Source organism: Halomonas sp. KM-1, from assembly GCF_000246875.1.
In the GTDB taxonomy this organism is placed as follows: Bacteria; Pseudomonadota; Gammaproteobacteria; order Pseudomonadales; family Halomonadaceae; genus Halomonas; species Halomonas aerodenitrificans.
Window position 1 is genome coordinate 1 of record NZ_BAEU01000100.1, and the last position, 17340, is coordinate 17340.

Genomic DNA, 17340 nt, shown 5'->3' on the forward strand with positions numbered 1-17340 from the left:
ATATCGCGAGCGTCCCTGGCAGCGCATCGGCATGCTGGTGCTGCTGATTGCCTTCGGCGGTTTCGGCGGCTGGGCAGTGGCAGCCAATCTGGCGGTGGGGGTCGTGGCGTCGGGCAAGGTGACGGCGGCTTCGTCCACGCGCTCGGTGCAGCACTACGAAGGCGGTATCGTCAGCGAGATCCGGGTGGCCGATGGCGATCGCGTCGAGGCGGGCGAGGTCCTGGTGGTGCTCGACGATACCCGGGCGCGTTCGCAGCTTCAGCTGGCACGCAACCAGTATCTGCTCAACCGGGCCAGTGAAGTGCGGCTGTCGGCCGAGCTGGCCGAGCGCGAGACGCTGACGTTTCCTGCCGAGCTGCGCGACAGTCGGTCGCGTCGTGTGCGCGAAGCGCTGGCGGTGCAGCAGGGGCTGTTCTTCGCCCGCCGGCAGACGCTCGACGGCACCCTGGCCACCCTCGAGCAGCAGGCCCATCAGTATCGTGAGCAGCGCGAGGGCCTGGAAGCGCTGATCGAGGTCAGCCGGCAGCGCATTGCCTCGCTGGACGAGGAGGCGGAGGATCTGCGCAGCCTGTTCGAGCGTGGCCACGGCGATCGGCAGCGTCTGCGTGAGCTGGAGCGTGATCTTCTCGAGCTGCAAGGGGAAACGGCTCAGCAGGAGTCGAATGCTGCAAGCATTGACGCGCAGATCAGCGAGAACCGTCTGCAGCGGCAGATACTGCGCCAGGAGTTCCAGCAGGAGACCGGCGAGCAGCTGCGGGACGTGCAGGCGCAGATTGCCGACGCCGAGGAGCGCATCACCGCGCTCGAGGACGAAGTGCGGCGCACTGCCGTGCGAGCGCCGGTAGCGGGCAGCGTCGTCGACCTGCGCCTACGCAGCAGCGGCGCGGTGATCGATCCGGGCGATGCGGTACTGGACATCGTGCCGGTGGACGAAGGGTTCGTGGTCGAGGCGCGCGTGCCGGTCCACGAGATCGACAGCCTGCATCCCGGGCAGGCGGCGCGCATCCGCTTCACTGCCTTCGACCAGCGCTCGAGCCGTGCCGTCGAAGGCGAGCTCGTCCATCTCTCCGCCGACAGCCTGGTGGACGAGACCACGGGCAGCGACTATTACCTGGCGCGCATCGCCGTGGACGAGACGCGGCTGCACGAGGAGATGCGGCTGGTGGCGGGCATGCCGGCCGAGGTGATGATCCATACCGGCGAGCGTACCTTTGCCAGCTACCTGCTAGAGCCGTTCAACGACGTCCTGGCCCGGGCCATGCGCGGCTAGCCGTTCGGCTGCGTTGACGTGAGGTGGCGCGCTATCGGCTAGGCTGAGGCAAACGAGCTTGGAGAACCACGATGAACAAGGTACCCGCCGCCTATCAGGCGACCCGAGGCTCCGTCCTCGACGTCGACAGAACGTTCTATTCGCGGCTGACCGACCCAACGGCCCGGGAGCGCGTCGACTCGCTGGTGGTGCCGATTCGCGAGGGGCGGGCGTGGCAGGTGCCCGCAGGGCACGTGATGCGGCTCACGACCCTGGAGGGGCCGCAGGTCGGTGACCTCAACCTGTGGAACCGGCACAACCCGCGAGAACGTTTCTGGGCCTCGCGCACCCGTCAGCTACAGCGTGCCCACGTTTCCACCTTCGATCGGCTATGGTCGACGCTGCCCTATCTGCGCCCCATGGCCACGATCATCGATGACAGCCTGACTGGCTATGGCGTCGACGGTAGCGGCGTGGACGAGCAGGGCGGACGTATACACGATCTGCTGGGAACCCGCTGTGACCCCTACGTCAATCGCCTGCTCACCGGCGAGGACTTCGATCATCACTGCCACTCCAACCTGGTGCGCGCCGTGCTGCCGCATGGCCTCACCGAGTTCGACGTGCACGACGTGCTCAACGTGTTCCAGTGCACCGGCCTCAACGAAGACGACCAGTATTTCATGAAGGCCTGTCCGGCGCGGCAGGGCGATTACCTGGAGCTGTTTGCCGAGATCGACCTGCTGTGCGCGCTGTCCTGCTGCCCGGGTGGCGATCTCTCGGTGGAACTGTGGGGGCCGAATGCCGGCGATCCGCTGCTGACCTGTCACCCCATCGGGGTCGAGGTGTTCTCTCTCGCGCCTGAACTGCTGACCGGTTGGCAGCCACCGGTGCCCTCGCCCTATGCCGGTGGGCATGGCCTCACGGGCCCCGCCGTCGACTGGGGAGAGGAGAAGCGGCGGCGTGCCGATCGCTGAGGCTCGTGCGCAAGGCGCCGAGGGCTTTTTTACCGCGAGCTAAGGGCTCACTCGGCGACGCAGCTGCGATCCCGTCCGCTGCGCTTGGCCTGCAACAGGGCCTGGTCGGCGCGTAGCAGAGTATGGTTGAGCAGATCCTCGCCGTCGCGGTATTCGCTCAGCCCCGCGCTGGCGGTGATCGAGAGCCGGCTGTCACCCACCTGGACCGCCTGCTCGGCCAAGCGCTGGCGCAAGCGATCGACGATGGTACTGGCCTCGGAGAGGCCGGTATCGGCCAGCAGCAGCAGGAACTCCTCACCGCCCCAGCGTACGCACAGGTCGTAATCGCGCAGCTCCTGGCGGATGGTCTGGGCGATGGACACCAGTACCAGGTCGCCGGCTTCGTGTCCGTGCCGGTCGTTGATCTGCTTGAAGTGGTCGATATCGAGCATCACCAGGGTGTAACGCTTGCGCTCGTCCAGCTTGGGTAGCCGCTCGTCGATCAAGCGCCGATTGGGTAGACCGGTCAGAAGATCGTGAGTCGAGGCCTCACGCAGGGCGCTGTTGCGTTCGTGCATGAGCCGCTGGTAGCCGTCGGAAATGCGCGATAGCTTTTCCTGTCGGTGCAGCGACTTCTGGTAGCGGCGCTGGGCCTTGCGTTCGTCCTCGCGCACGTAACGCTGGTATCCATCGGCGATCGTCACCAGCCGTTCCAACCGCTGTTTCTCGGCGCGGTGAAATGCATGCAGGCGCGCCAGGGCCGGGCGCAGCGGGCTATCGGCATGCGCGGGGTCGTTCAGTAGCGCCTCGACCTGCGCCATCAGCTCGGTTTCCTCGCGGGTCATTCCGGGGCCTGCGCAGGAGTGATGGCGAATGCGAAGGTGCAGTCCTCGCGGAACTCCTCGGCGAGTTCGGCAATGCGCTCGTTGCGTGGATCGTAGAGCCAGGTGACCTGGATGCCGCGTCCTTCCTGGTGTGCTTCCTCCAGCAGATCGAAGATATCCATCATGGCCTTGACCGAACTGGTGTTGAGATAGACCAACGCCAGCTCCAGCGTCAGTGGGCGTGACTCCTCCTCGAGGAAGCGCTTGACCCAGTCGATCACCTGATCGAACAGCTCGAAGGAGTTCTCCGGGTAGGAGTCGCCTTGCATGGTGAGTAGGCCGGCCTGCCAGTCGCTGATGATGGTAGGCGTGGACTGGCTGCCGGGGATGTTGAGGTCGTTGGTCATTACTAGCACTCGGCTGATCAGATCACGGCGGTGAGGCTGAAGAAGCCTCTTCCATCGGGCAGTGGCTCGAGAGAGGCCCGCATTGGCTCGCTCGACTTGCGTGCGATGTCCAGGAGTCCCAGGCCAGCGCCGGAGCTTACGTTGCCACGCGGCATGCGCAGCTGCTTCTTGTAGGCCTGTTTCAGCTCCAGCTTGTCGAGCTTGGCAAGCGACTCGATGGTGCGGAGCAGTGCTTCGCCGTCGGTGTATTCCACCAGATTGCCGGCGGAAACCAGGTAATGGCCCTGGGCATCCTTGGCTACCGCCACCGTGGCCGAAGCGGCCTCCTCATCGTAGCCAAGGCGCATGGCATAGTGCCGGATGTTCTGGGTCATTTCGATGTAAGCGGCGAAGACGTCCATGGCATCCGTCGGAGTGGCCTGCTGGGAGTTCAGGTAGTTGCGCAAAGCGTTACCGATCTCCTCGATCAGGCTACGTGAGATCGGGCCATTGAAGCACAGCATGATGCGCTGCTCGAGATAGCTTTCGCGCATGCTCAACAGGTTCATCACACATTCTCCTGTGATGTGGCGCCTGCCATGGCAGGGAGCGGAGTGGTTGGGTCGCTGCCGGGCGGACGGTCCTGCTCGGTGAAGCGGAAGCTCAACAAGGTGATGTCGTCGCGCTGTGGCAGATTACCCTGGTAGTCGCGCAGCGCCTGTTCGAAGGCCTTCATCTGTTCCGGCAGGGAGCGCTGGGCGTGCTGCCTGAGCAGTGCCTCGAAGCGCGAGTTGCCGAAGCCGAAGCCTTCGCTGCCGCCGGCCTGGTCGAAGAAGCCATCGGTGCACAGCGAATAGGTCCAGCCAGGGCGAAGGTCGACGGTCTGGTTGCGATATTCGATCCGGCGCTTGTGGCCCAGCGGTCGCCGGTCGCCCTGAAGGTGCGTCAGTGCCGTGCCGTCGCTGGTGTAAAGGCCGATCTTGGCCCCGGCGAAGGTGACCTTGCGTGAATCCAGATCCACCCAGGCCAGGCCGATATCCATGTTGGTGGCAACGGAGGCGGGGAGCTCCTCGGCACGCAGCACTTCGCGGCTCTGACGATCGGTTTCGTTGAGGATCGCTGCCGGATCCTCGTGCCCGAGCTTGAGGATGGCATGGTCGAGAATGGCTCTGGCCAGCATGGTCATGAGCGAGCCGGGAACGCCATGGCCGGCGCAGTCCACCACACCGAACAGGTAGCCGCCCTGGCCGGGGCGGAACAGGTAGAAGTCACCGCCCACCGTGTCTCGTGGCTTCCACAACACGCCATGATGATGCTCGAGATGCAGCTCGAGCTGTTGGTCGGGCAGGATGGCGCGCTGAATGAAGCTGGCGTAGTCGATGGAGTCGTTGAGCTTCTTCTGGGTGGCGGCCATCTCGGCGTTGGCCAGTTCGAGCTCCCGGGTACGCTCCTGAACCTTCTCTTCCAGCTCGCGGGTATGACGCTGCACCTGGTTGGCCATGTGCGAGAAGGCCTGTGACAGCTCACCGATTTCGTCGCGACGCGAGGTCGGCAGCGGTGAGTCGTAGTGACCGGCGGCGATCGCCTGGGCCGACTGCTTGAAACGACTCAGAGGCGCCAGTATCAGTCGCTCGGTGGCCAGGGCGATGACCGTGAGCAGAACCCCCAGGATCAGCGCGGCGGCAATCAACAGCGGCCAAAGCCAGCGCTGATCGAGAATGTTGGCCACGCTCATGTCCAGCGCGGTGATCAGGTACCAGTCCAGTTCGGGAATGTAGCCCACCGAGAGCAGGCGCTCGCGTCCTTCGAGGGTGGCCCATAGGGTCTGGATCACCTCAGGGGAGCCGTTGGCCGCCAACATGGCTGCGGTCAGCGTGGCCCGCTGCTCGTCGCTGCCGAGCAGGACATGGATGGTACGCTCACCGTCGACGTCTCCCGCTCCCGAGCCGAGGGCGATTCGCTCAAGTGACGGGTGGGCCTGCAGCGCGCCCTGGCGGTCGACGATCATTGGCGTCACCCCTTCCGCCTCATCGCGAATGAAGGCATTGAGGAAGTCGCCGAGTTCGAAACCGGTACCGGCCAGGCCCAGCAAGGCACCGTCCTCGCGAACCTGAACGTTGAGCCAGACTTTGGTCACGTCGAGCTCATGGTCGACGTTGACGTTGAGGTTATAAGGCTCTTGGCTCCGAGTGATCTGGAAGTACCAGGCATCGTTGGCTTGGGCGCCATCCAGACGGTAACGCGGGGTCGGCATGGCGTTTCCGGCATCGGTGGCGTCGATGTAGTAGTAGTCACCGCTGGCGTCGACGATCACGAAGTAGGAGCGGTCGGCAAAGTCCTGGCGAAACCCCTCGGCCTCTTCGAAGAAACGCGCCTGAAGCCGCGGATCTCTTTCATCGTTCAGCCACTGCCGCAGCGCCAGGTTGTCGGCGAAGCGCTGGGCCAGGGCCAGCTCTCGCGATATCGGCGCATGAATCTTCTGCATATGCAGCAGGGTGTAATTCTCGGCATAAGCGTTGGCGAAATGACGGCGTACGTCGTCGACCGCCTTCCAGCCCAGCAGAACGGCGGGAATCAAGGCAAGAAGACAGGCAAGAAGCAGGGTCGCGATCGACTTGCCACGTAGCCCCCATCGTGCGGCCATGGTATTGGGAATCCCTGCGCTGGCGAGACTGATGGGCGTCAGCCTCGAGGTGTGATGTTTTTCAGCTAAAAATGCCACAAGCCCGGGCGCAAAGCGAGAGGATGACAAAGATAAAAAATGCCCGGCTCTGCGGGCCGGGCATTGCAGTCACTCAGCGACGCATAGTTGTCTAGGAGGCCGGACGTGCCACCAGCGAACGGGTCTCCTCGCGTGCTTCGATCAGCGCCACGCGGATCACGTCGCCGAGCTTGTAGCGCTCTTCGCCCTCGACCTGGATGCGACCTTCCTTGTCGTCGATGACCACCTTGTCGCGATCGCTGTGCAGCATCGGAGCGGGTACGAAGGCGGTGGCACCGTTGGCAGTGAGACGCACGCGCATCCCGCCGCGGGTGATGCCGAAGATCTCCGCTTCGAAGTCTTGCTGCTCCTTGGCCGCAGGCGTCAGATAGCGCACGTAGAGCCAGTCCTTGACGTCGCGCTCGGCCATGCGGTTGAGCTTGCGGCGTTCGGTGAGCTGCTCGGTCAGCGCCTGGGTCGCCTCGGCCGGGGCCTGCTCGCCCTTGAGCACGCGCTTGATCAACCGGTGATTGACCATGTCGCCGTACTTGCGAATCGGCGAGGTCCAGGTGGCGTAGGCGTTCAGCCCCAGGCCGAAATGCGGGCCGGGGCGGGCCGACATGCTGGTGAAGCCCTGGAAGCGGCGCAGGCGGGCGTCGAGCCAGGCGTCGTCGCGGCTCTCCAGTGCGCGCTTGAGCTCCTTGTAGCGCGGTAGCTCGGAGAGCGCCTCGAGCTCGACCTCGATCTGCTGCGCGGTGAGGAACTCATGGGCGGCCTGGGCCTTCTCGGGGTCGAAAGCGCGATGCACGTTGAAGATACCGTGACCGATGTGCTCGGCGAGAAAGTGGGCGCAGCAGGCGTTGGCCGCGATCATCGACTCCTCGATCATGCGGTTGGCGATGCGCCGTTGCTCGATGCGCACGTCGAGCACGTTGCCGGCCGGATCCAGGTCGAACACGTAGTCGGGGCGATCCTTGAACACCAGAGCATGTTCGGTGCGCCAGGCGCTGCGCGCCTCTGTCATGTCACGCAGGGCCTGCAGCTGACCGGCGATCTCCTCGGCAGGAGCCCATTCGCCCTGACCTTCGAGCCAGTCGGAGATGCGGTCGTAGACCAGCTTGGCCCGGGAGCGCACGCGGGCGGCAAAGAAGCGATAGTCGCCGAGGCTGCCGTCGGCTTCCACCTCCAGCGTGCACGCCAGCACCGGGCGCTCTTCGCCTTCGCGCAGCGAGCAGAGGTCGTCGGCCAGCTGCTCGGGCAGCATGGTGACGTTCTGGCCCGGCAGGTAGACGGTGAAGGCGCGGGTGCGGGCCTCCAGGTCGGCGGCATGCCCCTCCTCCACGTAGGCGGTGGGGTCGGCGATAGCCACCGTCAGACGCCAGCCGCCTTCATCCCGCGGTTCGATGCGCAGGGCATCGTCCATGTCGCGGGTCTTCTCGCTATCAATGGTGAAGAAAGGCTCGGCGGTAAGATCCTCGCGCTCGAGTCCCTCGTCGCGCAGGGGCCAGTCATTGCCGGCTTCGGGGCACTCCTGTTCCAGCGCGTGACGCGCCAGGGTCACCCGCCACGGCACGGCGGGGTCGTCGGCCTTGGCCACCAGCTCGTCGATCTGGGTGAAGAACGCGCGATCGTCGGGCTTGAGCGGATGGCGCACCAGCCGCGCCACGACCCAGTCGGCATCGCCGATGCTGGCCTCGTCGAGGCTGTTCTTGATGCGCGCCTTGAGCACGTTGTTGATCGAAGGGTGGTCGGGCACCACGGCCAGGCGGCCCTCACGCTTCTGCACGCGAGCGATGAAGCGGCTCAGGCCCGCTTCGAGGAGCGTGTCGGGCTCGACGGAGGTCTTGTCGCCATTCTCGTGAATCACGGCCTGGACGCGGTCGCCATGCAGCACCTGCTTCATGGCAGGCGGCGGCACGAAGTAGGACTGGCCGTCGTCGGTTTCGAGGAAGCCGAAGCCCTTGTCGGTGGCCTTGATGACCCCCTCGGCGCGCGGCGTGGTCTCACGAATCTGTTGCTTGAGCTGGGCGAGCAGCGGGTTGTTCTGCAGCATGATCACGAACGTGTGGCGGGATAGGAGGGCCACTATACGGATTCCCGCAGCCGGCGCCAAACGTTGCCGGGCCGGTCACGACAAAACAATCGCTTGGCGCGGCGGGCAGAAATGCCTCGTACGCTGGGCAAGCCTCGTCGGCTGCGTTAGCCTCTAGCGGGTATACGAAGGAATGGACGCCATGACACCTCACCTGATCGTCTCCGACCTCGACGGCACTCTGCTCGACGCCAACCACGACCTGCATCCCGAAACCGTCGAGACCCTGCGCCTGCTGGCCGGGCAGGGGCATCATCTGGCCTTCGCCTCGGGGCGCCATTTCCGCGACATGCTGGCCTTTCGCGAACGGCTGGGCGTGCCGCTCCACGTGATCAGTACCAACGGCGCTTACCTGCACGGGCCCGAAGGCGACCTGTTGGCCGCGCGTCATCTCGAGGCGCAGCTGGCCCGTGAGCTGATCGCCCTGGAGCGCCACGCCAGCGTGCGCCTCAACCTCTATCTGGAGCACGAGTGGCTGATCGATGCCCCCGAGCCGCGCCTTCTGGCCTACCACGCCCACACCGGCTTCGGTTACCGCGTGGTCGAACCGTCGAGTCTGGATGGGGAAGGGGTGGGCAAGGTGCTCTACATCGGCGAGCCCGAACGGCTGGCCGGGCTCGAGGCCCAGGTGCGCATAAGTCACGGGGAGCGCCTGCACGTCACTTATTCCACGGTCAATTCGCTGGAGATCATGGCCGGTGGCGTCAACAAGGGCACCGCGCTCGAAGCGCTGCTGGCCACCCTCGACATCGACAGCACCCGCTGCCTGGCCTTCGGCGACAATCTCAACGATACCGAGATGCTCAGTCTCGCCGGCGAGGCCCACGTGATGGCCAACGCGCATCCCGCGCTGTTCGAGCGGGTGCCCGTGGCTCGCCGCATCGGCCATCACGCCGAAAGCGCCGTGGCGCGGCATCTGCAGGAGCGCTTTTCTCTCTAGGATCAAGCGGGAGCGAGCGTTGCGACGTTGGTCTAGGCCCCCTTGCCGTGCCGCGCGTGCATGCCCATCATCGATGCCATAACGACAACGATTCACGGCGTTGCCTGCCCCAGGCATCGCCCCTGCCATCGGAAGACGATGACCACAACGCCCGCCACTCTGATCGTGGTCGACGACGACCCCGAAATCCGCGAACTGCTGGTCGACTACCTCGGACGTCACGGCTATCGCGCCCTGGCTGCCGAGGATGCCAAGGCGCTGCACGGCCTGTTGACGAGCGAAACCCCCGATCTGCTGATCGTCGACATCATGCTGCCCGGCGACGACGGCTTCACCATCTGCCGCGACATTCGCCGCGACAGCGACGTGCCGATCATCATGCTCACCGCCAGCGCCGACGAGACCGATCGCATTCTCGGCCTGGAGCTGGGCGCCGACGACTATCTGGGCAAGCCGTTCAACCCGCGCGAACTGCTGGCGCGCATCAAGGCGGTGCTGCGGCGTGTCCGCGGCGGTTCGCCAGCCGATCCGGCCCGTGCCCGGCTGGTAGCCTTCGGGGCCTGGCGGCTCGACCGCATGACTCGCGAACTGATCGACGAGCGCGACGAGCGCACGCCGCTCTCGGGGGCCGATTTCCAGCTGCTGCAGGTGTTTCTCGAGCGTCCCGAGCAGGTCCTCTCGCGGGAGGCGCTGTATGAGCTGACCCGCGGGCGTCCGGCACCGCCGCTGGATCGCTCCATCGACGTGCACGTCTGCCGGCTGCGTCAGCGCCTCGGCGAGGATGCCCACTATCATCAGATGATTCGTACCGTGCGCGGTGCGGGCTACGTCTTCACCGCCCGGGTCGAAGCGCTGACGTGAACGAGGAACTGCGCCGCCATTGGCAGCGTCGCCTGGCGCGCCTGCTGCCGCGAACCCTGCGCGGACGCTTCGTGCTGATCATGCTGGTCGGCGTGCTCAGCGCTCAGTTGGCCAGCTACGCCGTGTGGACCTCCCAGGTGCGCTCCAGCCAGCTAGAGCAGCTCGACGAGCTGTCGCGCAACGTCGCCTTCAGCGTGGCCTCGACCATGCGCTTCTTCCGTTCGCTGCCCTTCGAGTATCGTCATATCGTGCTCGATCAGCTGCGCAACATGGGCGGCACGCGCTTCTTCGTCAGCGTCAACGAGCGGCGCATCCCGGTCGAGGACATCGGCTCAGGGCCTGAAAAACGCCTGGTCGTGGACAACTTTCGTGAGATCCTCACCGCCGAGCTGAACATCGATGACGTACTGGTGGAGTTCTCCCGGGCCGAGACCCTGCGCGTCTACAACAACGAGGTGCTATTGCACGACCTGCCGCCGCGCTGGGGCCAGCACAGTCTGCTGATGGAACCGCTGTCGCCGCCAATCCTGGTGGTGCAGATGGAGCTTGGCCCCGACACCTGGCTCTACGTGGCCACGCTGCTGCCAGTGCCCGACCTGTTCAACGAACACGGCTGGCTGTCGGGCGAACGACTGCTGGCGAGCCTGATGGTCCTACTCACGGTGATCGGCCTGGCCCTGCTCGGGATTCGCAGCGTGACCCGACCGCTGGCACGGCTGTCGCGAGCGGCGCGCCAGCTTGGCGACGACCTGGATGCGCCGCCGCTGCGCGAGAGCGGGCCGCGGGAGGTCGCCGCCACGGCGGCGGCATTCAATCGCATGCAGGAGCGCATTCGCGATCAGGTCGACGAGCGCGAGCGGCTGTTCTCGGCTATCTCCCACGATCTCAAGACACCCATCACCCGGCTGCGCCTGCGGGCCGAGATGCTCGACGACCCGGTACAGCGCGAGCGCTTCTGCGCCTCACTCGACGAGCTCGATCTGCTGGTGAAGGGGGCGCTGGCCTCGGTGAAGGGCTTCGACCTGCACGAGGAGGTGGCGGAGGTAGAGCCCGGCGCAGTGCTGGCCGAGCTGGCCGACGAGCTGACGCTGCAGGGTGGGGTGGTGACGCTGCACGGTCATGCCGCTGTGCTGACAGCGAAGCCGCTGGCGTTCAAGCGCTGCCTGACGAATCTGCTGGAGAATGCGGTGTTCTACGGCCGGAGTACCGAGGTGACGCTGGTCGACTCGCCGCAGCGTCTGACCATCGTCATCCGCGACCACGGCCCGGGCATTCCCCTGGCCCAGCACGAGCGGGTATTTGCGCCTTTCGTGCGTCTCGAGCCGTCACGCAGCCGCAACACCGGTGGCAGCGGTCTGGGGCTGGGCATCGCCCGGCACATCGCCCGCGCCATGGGTGGCGACATCGTGCTGGCCAACCATCCTGAGGGCGGGCTGGTGGTAACGCTCTCGCTGCCGCGTCCGCAGGATGTTACGCCGCTGTAATAGGGCTGCAATGCTTTGCAGGACTAGGTAACCCCAGTCACACCCGCTCTCGGTTAACGTTACTGGCATGCCGGCCATCACCGGTCTCGATAACAGTTTCAATAACTGTTCAATAACAACAGCAGGAGCATGCCGATGACACTTTTCGAGAGTCCCTTGCGCAAGACGGCCCTGGCGCTGGCCACCGCCGCAGCGGCGTCACTGACGTTCAGCGCTCAGGCCGCCGAGGTGGAGGTCCTTCACTGGTGGACCTCGGGCGGCGAGGCCCGTGCAGCCAACGTACTCAAGGAGCTGATGGAAGCCGAAGGCTACGGCTGGGAAGACTTCGCCGTGGCCGGTGGTGGCGGCGAAACGGCCATGACCGTACTCAAGTCGCGGGCCATGTCCGGCAATCCGCCGTCGGCGGCCCAGATCAAGGGGCCGGAGATTCAGGAGTGGGGAGAGCTGGGTCTGCTCGGCGAGCTCGACGAGGTGGCCGGGGCCGAAGGCTGGGACGAGCTGCTGCCGCCCACGGTGGCCGACGTCATGCGTCACAACGGCAGCTATGTGGCGGTGCCGGTCAACGTGCACCGGGTCAACTGGCTGTGGGCCAACCCCCAGGTGCTCGAAGCCGCCGGCGTGGAGATGCCCACCACCCTCGACGAACTGTTCGAGGCAGGTGAGGCGATTCGTGAGGCGGGCTTCATCCCGCTGGCCCACGGTGGCCAGGCATGGCAGGACGCCACCGTGTTCGAGAGCGTGCTGCTGGCAAGCGGCGGTACCGAGTTCTATCAGCAGGCGATGGTCGAGCTCGACCCCGAGGCGCTGGGCAGCGAGCGGATGATCGAGGCGCTGGAGACCTTCAAGCGTCTGCGCGAGCTGATGGACGCCGACATGTCGGGCCGCGACTGGAACATCGCCACCTCCATGGTGATCGAGGGCAGCGCCGGCATGCAGCTGATGGGCGACTGGGCCAAGGGCGAGTTCACCGCCGCCGGACTCACCGCCGGCGAGGAGTATCTCTGTGCCGCGGCGCCGGGTACCCAGGATGCCTTCACCTTCAACATCGACAGCCTGGCCATGTTCCGTGTCGAAGGAGCGGAGCGCGAAGCGCAGCAGGCCCTGGCACGCCTGGTGCTGGAACCGACCTTCCAGGAGGCCTTCAATCTGGCCAAGGGCTCGATCCCCGCCCGGCCCGATCTCGACATGAGCGAGTTCGATCAGTGTGCCCAGCAGTCAATGGACGACTTCCAGCGCACCGCCGAAGAGGGCGGCCTGGTACCCAGCATGGCCCACGGCATGGCGGTACGTGCCGACGTGCAGGGCGCCATCTTCGACGTGGTGACCAACTACTTCAACTCGCGTGACATGGCCGCCGAAGAAGCCGCTCGTCGGATGGTCAACGCCGCCCAGGCCGCGCTCTGACCGTAGCCAACCGATAGGGCGAACCTGCAACCCAGGTTCGCCCTGGTGGTACGCCGCTCAAGCCCGAGGTCTCCCGCTATGTCCCTGTCAAGTTCGGCGGCACGCCCGACCGCCGGTTCCGCTGCCCGGCGCAGCCACTCAGGCCTGCTCCAGGCCTGGCTGCCCAAGCTGGTGCTGGCGCCTTCTGCCGCCATCTCGCTGTTCTTCGTCTATGGCTTCATGCTGTGGACCTTCATTCTCTCGCTGACCAACTCGCGCATGCTGCCCAGCTACGAGTTCGTCGGTTTCGCCCAGTACGCGCGGCTGATGGCCAACGACCGCTGGTGGGTGGCTTCCACCAACCTGGTGGTGTTCGGCGGTCTGTTCGTGGCCATCTGCCTGGCACTGGGGCTGGTGCTCGCCATCCTGCTCGACCAGCGTATTCGCCAGGAGGGTGCGCTGCGCACGATCTATCTCTATCCCATGGCGCTGTCGTTCATCGTCACCGGTGTGGTGTGGAAGTGGCTGCTCAACCCCGGTCTCGGCATCCAGGCCATGGTACGCAGCTGGGGCTTCGAGAATTTCCGCTTCGACTGGCTGGTCGACCCGGACATGGCCGTCTACACCCTGGTGATCGCCGCAGTGTGGCAGGCATCCGGCTTCGTCATGGCGCTGTTTCTCGCCGGGCTGCGTGGCATCGACGACAGTATCCTCAAGGCCGCCCAGCTCGATGGCGCCAGCCTGGCGCGCATCTACTGGCGGGTGGTGATTCCCTGCCTGCGCCCGGTGGTGTTCAGCGCGGTGATGATTCTCTCGCACATCGCCATCAAGAGCTTCGATCTGGTGGTGGCGCTCACCGGCGGCGGACCCGGCTACGCCTCCGACCTGCCGGCCACCTTCATGTACGCCCATGCCTTCACTCGAGCGCAGATCGGTCTGGGTTCGGCCAGCGCCATGCTGATGCTGGGTGGCGTGCTGGCGATCCTGATTCCCTATCTCTACTCGGAGTTGAGGAGCCGCCGTCATGGTTAACGTCATTCGTCGCCGTACGCTGAGCGCGCGGCTAGGTCGGGCCATGCTCTATGCCGTGCTACTGCTGGCCGCGCTGTTCTATCTGCTGCCGCTCGCGGTAATGCTGATCACCTCGGTCAAGCCGCTGGCCGAGATCACCCCCGGCACGCTGCTCTCGCTGCCCCGGGAGCCGACCCTGGTGCCCTGGGCCAAGGCCTGGGGCGAGGCCTGTACCGGCATGCGCTGCGAGGGCATCGGGGTCTACTTCTTCAACTCGATTGCCATCGTGGTGCCCGCGGTCTTGATCTCCACCGCCGTCGGCGCGCTCAACGGCTACGCCCTGACCAAGTGGCGCTTCAAGGGCTCGGAGCTGCTCTTCGCGCTGATGCTGTTCGGCTGCTTCATCCCGTTTCAGGTGGTGCTGCTGCCCATGGCGCAGACGCTGGGCTGGCTGGGGCTGTCGAGTTCGCGGGCGGGGCTGATCCTGGTTCACGTGATCTTCGGGATCGCCTTCACCACGCTGTTCTTCCGCAATTTCTACGTGGCAGTACCCACCGAGCTGGTCTCGGCGGCAAAGCTCGACGGCGCCGGCTTCTTTCGCATCTTCTGGCGCATCCTGCTGCCCGTATCGGCGCCGATCATCGTGGTCTCGGTGATCTGGCAGTTCACTCAGATCTGGAACGATTTCCTGTTCGGCGTGGCCTTCTCGGCCCACAACACCCAGCCGGTCACGGTGGCGCTCAACAATCTGGTCAACACCTCCACCGGGGCGCGCGAGTACAACGTCGACATGGCGGCGGCAATGATCGCCGCGCTGCCCACGCTGATCGTCTACGTACTGGCGGGAAAGTATTTCGTCCGTGGGCTTACGGCCGGCTCGGTCAAAGGCTAAGAGGGCATCTACAAATTACTACGCTCGGTCATGCTGCGTTGAAATCATCTTCAAAATGCTCATTTACACACTCGTAAACTCCGCTTTTTCAGCTGATTTCGCCTTGCCTGACCTTCGCTCGTGACTTTTGTAGACACCCTCTGTACCACCGAATAATGAGAGGTTTTCGACATGGCAGCGCTTGAAATCAACAACGTGTGCAAGGACTTCGGCAGCGAGCAGGTACTCAAGGACGTCAGCCTGGCGATCGACTCGGGAGAGTTTCTGATCCTGGTGGGGCCTTCGGGCTGCGGCAAGTCGACCCTGATGAACGCCATTGCCGGGCTCGAGCCGGTCACCACCGGAGAGATCCGTATCGCCGGCGAGAACGTCACCTGGCAGACCCCGGCGGAGCGCGACATCGCTATGGTGTTCCAGTCCTATGCGCTCTATCCGAGCATGACCGTGCGGCAGAACATCAGCTTCGGCCTGGAGATGCGCAAGGTGCCCAAGGCCGAGCGCGAGGTGGCGGTGGAGCGGGTCGCCGAGCTGTTGCAGATCGCGCATCTGCTCGAGCGCAAGCCTTCGCAGCTCTCCGGCGGCCAGCGCCAGCGGGTCGCCATGGGCCGCGCGCTGGCCCGGGAGCCCAAGGTCTATCTGTTCGACGAGCCGCTCTCCAACCTGGATGCCAAGCTGCGCGTGGACATGCGCACCGAGATCAAGAAGCTGCACCAGCGCCTGGGCACCACCATCGTTTACGTCACCCACGACCAGATCGAGGCGATGACGCTGGCCGACTGCATCGCGGTGATGCGCGACGGGCGCATTCTCCAGCTCGGCTCGCCCGACGAGGTCTACAACGACCCGGTGGACCTGTTCGTCGCCGGCTTCATGGGCTCGCCGTCGATGAACTTCATCAGCGCCACGCTGATGGGGGGAAGCGGGGCATACCGGCTGCGCGTGGAGACCCCGGAAGAAGAGACGCTGGAGCTGCCCTGGCCGCGGGAGCGTGAAACGCCGGCGCTGGCCGGAAAGATCGGTGAGCGTGTGATCCTGGGGCTGCGCCCCGAGCACTTCACCGAGGACGATGCACGACTCGGCGAGTACGCCGAGGGGGTGGCACTCACGCCGCACATCACGGTGGTGGAACCCACTGGGGCGGACATCCTGCTGCAGCTGAAGCTGGGGGATGGTGAGGCCACCGCCCGGGTCGGGCCCAAGTGCCGGGTGAAGGCGGGCGAGCGGCTGACCCTGCGCATCGATATGGGCCGTGCAGTCATGTTCGACCGCGAGACGGAAAAGCGCCTGGCCTGAGCCGCCTGGGCCATTAAAGAGACAGGCCGCCTGGCGGCCTGTGTGCGTTACGGCTTCAGCGTACGGTGATCACCGTGCACTCGGCCACATGGCTGACCTTGTGCGACACGCTGCCCACCACCAGCCCGCGCAGGTCGCTCAGGCCACGACTGCCCATGACGATGGCTTCGACACCGCGACGGCGCGCCTCGCTGACGATGGTGCGTGCCGGGTCGCCCTGACCGACGACGGTCTCCACCTGGGCCACGCCATTGGCGCGCGCGGCTTCGGCTGCCTTCTCGACGACCTGCCGGCCGATGTCTTCCCGCTCCGTGCGTGAGGCCTCGATGGCGATGGCACCGATGCCCCAGACCAGCGTCGTCTCGTGGGAGAGCTCTTCGGGGATATGCAGGAGGTGCAGGGTGGCGTCGGCCTGATTGGCCAATAGACAGGCGACGTCGAGCGCTTTCTTGGCGCCCTCGGAGCCATCGACGGGAACCAGGATCGATTTGAACATGGCGGTTTCCTTAGGTTGTTGAGCTGTCCCTATTCAAGAGCCTAGACCCTTGGGCAGAGAGTGTCATGATCCGGGTCAAGGGAGCGTCGGATCCCAACATCATTCCTGCTTTTCCAGCCGCCTCAACTGCTGCCAGAGTTCGCTGCGCAGATCGGCCATGCGTGGTGCCTCACCCTCGCCGAATACCAGCGGGCGTGTCAGGCGCTGGGTGCGCAGGCCGAGGCGGGCGGTGAGCAGCCCCACCCCCATGCCCTGGCCGGCCCGCGCCGAGAGGCGCCCGGCAAGGTTCAGCGAGAGCAGCTCCACCCCCGCATCGCTGGCCATCTCGGTGGCCCCGGCAAAGGCCATGTTGTAGAGCACGTTGCGCAGCAGGCGCAGGCGGCTGGCATAGCCCAACTCCAACCCGTAGAGACGGCAGATCCGGTCGATCATCGCCAGGTTGCGCCACGCCACCAGGAACATGTCGACCAGTGTCAGCGGGCTGACCGCCACCATCACCGCCGTTTCGCCGGACATGCGCGAGATCAGGCGCCGGGCCTGGCGGTCGCGGGGCGCAAGCAAATGGTGCGACAACAATTGGCGAACATCGTCGCCGGTATGATGCGCTTCCCGAGCGGCAAGAAAGGCCTGCCAGTGGGGATGATCGTCATCCAGCCCGAGCTGCTGCTTGAGCGTCCTGGCCAGGCTCAGCGCTTCCGTCGCGTCGGCCTCGGGCAGCCGGGCCAGGCGGCCGCGCAAGGCGTCATGACGTTTCAGCCGACGCTCGCGATAT

At 65.4% G+C, this 17340-nt stretch carries 16 protein-coding genes; 9 read left to right on the forward strand and 7 right to left on the reverse strand.

Annotation, left to right across the window (positions count from 1 at the left end):
* Together B8115_RS10540 and B8115_RS10545 are read left to right on the forward strand one after the other, a co-directional pair.
* Positions 1-1270: HlyD family type I secretion periplasmic adaptor subunit (locus tag B8115_RS10540; protein ID WP_010627762.1), on the forward strand; the 1270-nt coding region annotated here is incomplete at its 5' end.
* Between the two features lie 71 nt (positions 1271-1341).
* Positions 1342-2226, forward strand: a complete 885-nt coding sequence (locus tag B8115_RS10545; protein WP_010627763.1) for a DUF1989 domain-containing protein — start codon at positions 1342-1344, stop codon at positions 2224-2226.
* Between the two features lie 47 nt (positions 2227-2273).
* Here B8115_RS10545 and siaD read toward each other — a convergent pair whose 3' ends face one another.
* From siaD to B8115_RS10570, 5 genes are all read right to left on the reverse strand, one after another.
* A complete protein-coding gene (siaD, locus tag B8115_RS10550; protein WP_010627764.1) occupies positions 2274-3050 on the reverse strand; it encodes a biofilm regulation diguanylate cyclase SiaD in 777 nt (258 codons plus the stop codon).
* Complete coding sequence (gene siaC, locus B8115_RS10555) at positions 3047-3436, reverse strand: biofilm regulation phosphoprotein SiaC (RefSeq protein ID WP_010627765.1); 390 nt, start codon at positions 3434-3436, stop codon at positions 3047-3049. Before siaC ends, siaD begins: the two co-directional genes overlap by 4 nt.
* A gap of 17 nt (positions 3437-3453) precedes the next feature.
* Positions 3454-3984, reverse strand: a complete 531-nt coding sequence (gene siaB / locus B8115_RS10560) for a biofilm regulation protein kinase SiaB (RefSeq protein ID WP_010627766.1) — start codon at positions 3982-3984, stop codon at positions 3454-3456.
* On the reverse strand, positions 3984-6059 hold the full coding sequence (siaA, locus tag B8115_RS10565) for a biofilm regulation protein phosphatase SiaA (protein WP_010627767.1): 2076 nt from the start codon (positions 6057-6059) through the stop codon (positions 3984-3986). Before siaA ends, siaB begins: the two co-directional genes overlap by 1 nt.
* A 169-nt stretch (positions 6060-6228) precedes the next feature.
* Complete coding sequence (locus B8115_RS10570) at positions 6229-8169, reverse strand: exoribonuclease II (RefSeq protein WP_026038042.1); 1941 nt, start codon at positions 8167-8169, stop codon at positions 6229-6231.
* A gap of 181 nt (positions 8170-8350) precedes the next feature.
* Between B8115_RS10570 and B8115_RS10575 the strand changes: the two genes are divergently transcribed.
* The 7 genes from B8115_RS10575 (at position 8351) to B8115_RS10605 (ending at position 16072) form a co-directional block, all read left to right on the forward strand.
* Positions 8351-9148, forward strand: a complete 798-nt coding sequence (locus B8115_RS10575; RefSeq protein ID WP_010627769.1) for a Cof-type HAD-IIB family hydrolase — start codon at positions 8351-8353, stop codon at positions 9146-9148.
* A gap of 138 nt (positions 9149-9286) precedes the next feature.
* On the forward strand, positions 9287-10009 hold the full coding sequence (locus B8115_RS10580) for a response regulator (RefSeq protein ID WP_010627770.1): 723 nt from the start codon (positions 9287-9289) through the stop codon (positions 10007-10009).
* Entirely contained in the window at positions 10006-11493 is a 1488-nt protein-coding gene (locus B8115_RS10585; RefSeq protein WP_010627771.1) for an ATP-binding protein, read from the forward strand. Before B8115_RS10580 ends, B8115_RS10585 begins: the two co-directional genes overlap by 4 nt.
* 135 nt (positions 11494-11628) lie before the next feature.
* The gene (locus B8115_RS10590; RefSeq protein ID WP_010627772.1) at positions 11629-12897 is read left to right on the forward strand and encodes an extracellular solute-binding protein; all 1269 of its coding nucleotides are present in this window, start codon (positions 11629-11631) and stop codon (positions 12895-12897) included.
* Between the two features lie 78 nt (positions 12898-12975).
* Positions 12976-13908, forward strand: coding sequence for a carbohydrate ABC transporter permease (locus B8115_RS10595; protein ID WP_010627773.1), 933 nt, complete (start codon positions 12976-12978; stop codon positions 13906-13908).
* On the forward strand, positions 13901-14779 hold the full coding sequence (locus B8115_RS10600; RefSeq protein WP_010627774.1) for a carbohydrate ABC transporter permease: 879 nt from the start codon (positions 13901-13903) through the stop codon (positions 14777-14779). The genes B8115_RS10595 and B8115_RS10600 overlap by 8 nt, the downstream gene beginning before the upstream one ends.
* Positions 14780-14950: 171 nt before the next feature.
* Positions 14951-16072 carry an ABC transporter ATP-binding protein gene (locus B8115_RS10605; RefSeq protein ID WP_010627775.1) on the forward strand — a complete coding sequence of 374 codons (1122 nt, stop codon included), beginning with the start codon at positions 14951-14953 and terminating at the stop codon, positions 16070-16072.
* A 55-nt stretch (positions 16073-16127) separates the two neighbouring features.
* Here B8115_RS10605 and B8115_RS10610 read toward each other — a convergent pair whose 3' ends face one another.
* Positions 16128-16568: a universal stress protein gene (locus B8115_RS10610; protein ID WP_010627776.1), complete on the reverse strand. Its 441-nt coding sequence runs from the start codon at positions 16566-16568 to the stop codon at positions 16128-16130.
* 99 nt (positions 16569-16667) lie between these two features.
* A partial coding sequence (locus B8115_RS10615) for a TIGR01620 family protein (protein ID WP_010627777.1) occupies positions 16668-17340 on the reverse strand: 673 nt, incomplete at its 5' end.

Coding starts and splice junctions, on each gene's coding strand:
- B8115_RS10595 (WP_010627773.1), top strand. CDS start 12,976: ATGTCCCTGTCAAGTTCGGCGGCACGCCCGACCGCCGGTTCCGCTGCC.
- B8115_RS10545 (WP_010627763.1), top strand. CDS start 1,342: ATGAACAAGGTACCCGCCGCCTATCAGGCGACCCGAGGCTCCGTCCTC.
- siaC (WP_010627765.1), bottom strand. CDS start 3,436: ATGACCAACGACCTCAACATCCCCGGCAGCCAGTCCACGCCTACCATC.
- B8115_RS10575 (WP_010627769.1), top strand. CDS start 8,351: ATGACACCTCACCTGATCGTCTCCGACCTCGACGGCACTCTGCTCGAC.
- B8115_RS10605 (WP_010627775.1), top strand. CDS start 14,951: ATGGCAGCGCTTGAAATCAACAACGTGTGCAAGGACTTCGGCAGCGAG.
- siaD (WP_010627764.1), bottom strand. CDS start 3,050: ATGACCCGCGAGGAAACCGAGCTGATGGCGCAGGTCGAGGCGCTACTG.
- siaB (WP_010627766.1), bottom strand. CDS start 3,984: ATGAACCTGTTGAGCATGCGCGAAAGCTATCTCGAGCAGCGCATCATG.
- B8115_RS10590 (WP_010627772.1), top strand. CDS start 11,629: ATGACACTTTTCGAGAGTCCCTTGCGCAAGACGGCCCTGGCGCTGGCC.
- siaA (WP_010627767.1), bottom strand. CDS start 6,059: ATGGCCGCACGATGGGGGCTACGTGGCAAGTCGATCGCGACCCTGCTT.
- B8115_RS10610 (WP_010627776.1), bottom strand. CDS start 16,568: ATGTTCAAATCGATCCTGGTTCCCGTCGATGGCTCCGAGGGCGCCAAG.
- B8115_RS10570 (WP_026038042.1), bottom strand. CDS start 8,169: ATGCTGCAGAACAACCCGCTGCTCGCCCAGCTCAAGCAACAGATTCGT.
- B8115_RS10600 (WP_010627774.1), top strand. CDS start 13,901: ATGGTTAACGTCATTCGTCGCCGTACGCTGAGCGCGCGGCTAGGTCGG.
- B8115_RS10580 (WP_010627770.1), top strand. CDS start 9,287: ATGACCACAACGCCCGCCACTCTGATCGTGGTCGACGACGACCCCGAA.